Origin of the sequence: Dietzia sp. UBA5065, from assembly GCA_002415925.1 — a bacterium.
Lineage (GTDB): Bacteria > Actinomycetota > Actinomycetes > Mycobacteriales > Mycobacteriaceae > Dietzia.
This window is the reverse complement of record DIAZ01000019.1, coordinates 14,293-14,834: the sequence shown is the minus strand read 5'-3', so window position 1 is coordinate 14,834 and position 542 is coordinate 14,293. Positions and strand designations below refer to the sequence as shown.

Here is a 542-nt window from a genome sequence, read left to right as displayed (position 1 = left end):
CCGAGCCTCTCGACCCAGCGCGCGGCCTCGGCGCGATGGTCCTCGAGATGGCGGTTGTCGTGCGCCTGCAGCTGGGTCTGGCCCTTGTTCTGGCTGCGCGACACCACCGCGACGGCTATCGCGATCACTGCGGCGATGAGGAGGAATTCCACGGGTCGACCTTTCTCGGTACTACCGGCCAGCGTACCGAGATCGCGGGGCGCGGGTCCGCGGCCGCGGGCGAGCCGTCCACCCGGTCAGGCCCCGGTCACGCGGTCGAGCCACGCGGCGGCGGCCCCGTCCACCCCGACGCCGTCGACGACCATCGGCCACGCCCCGTCCATCCCCCCGGCGACCGCGACGCCGGCGAGCAGGCCCTCCCAGAAGGCCGCCGAGCCGAACTCGCCGCGCCACTGCAGGGCGGGCAGGGTCAGCCGGTGGAGGGGGTGCTCGTGGGTCGTGCCGATCGCACCGTGGACCTGATGGACGTTCCGCACCGTCACGGCGACGGCCTGGGAGACCACGCTGCGCGCGACCGCCACCCGGAAGGCGGACAGTGGTCC

At 74.2% G+C, this 542-nt stretch carries 1 pseudogene; it reads right to left on the bottom strand.

The features are described from left to right. Positions 1-236: 236 nt before the first annotated feature. A pseudogene (locus B4M60_RS01875) lies at positions 237-542 on the bottom strand (acyl-CoA dehydrogenase); the annotation flags it as partial.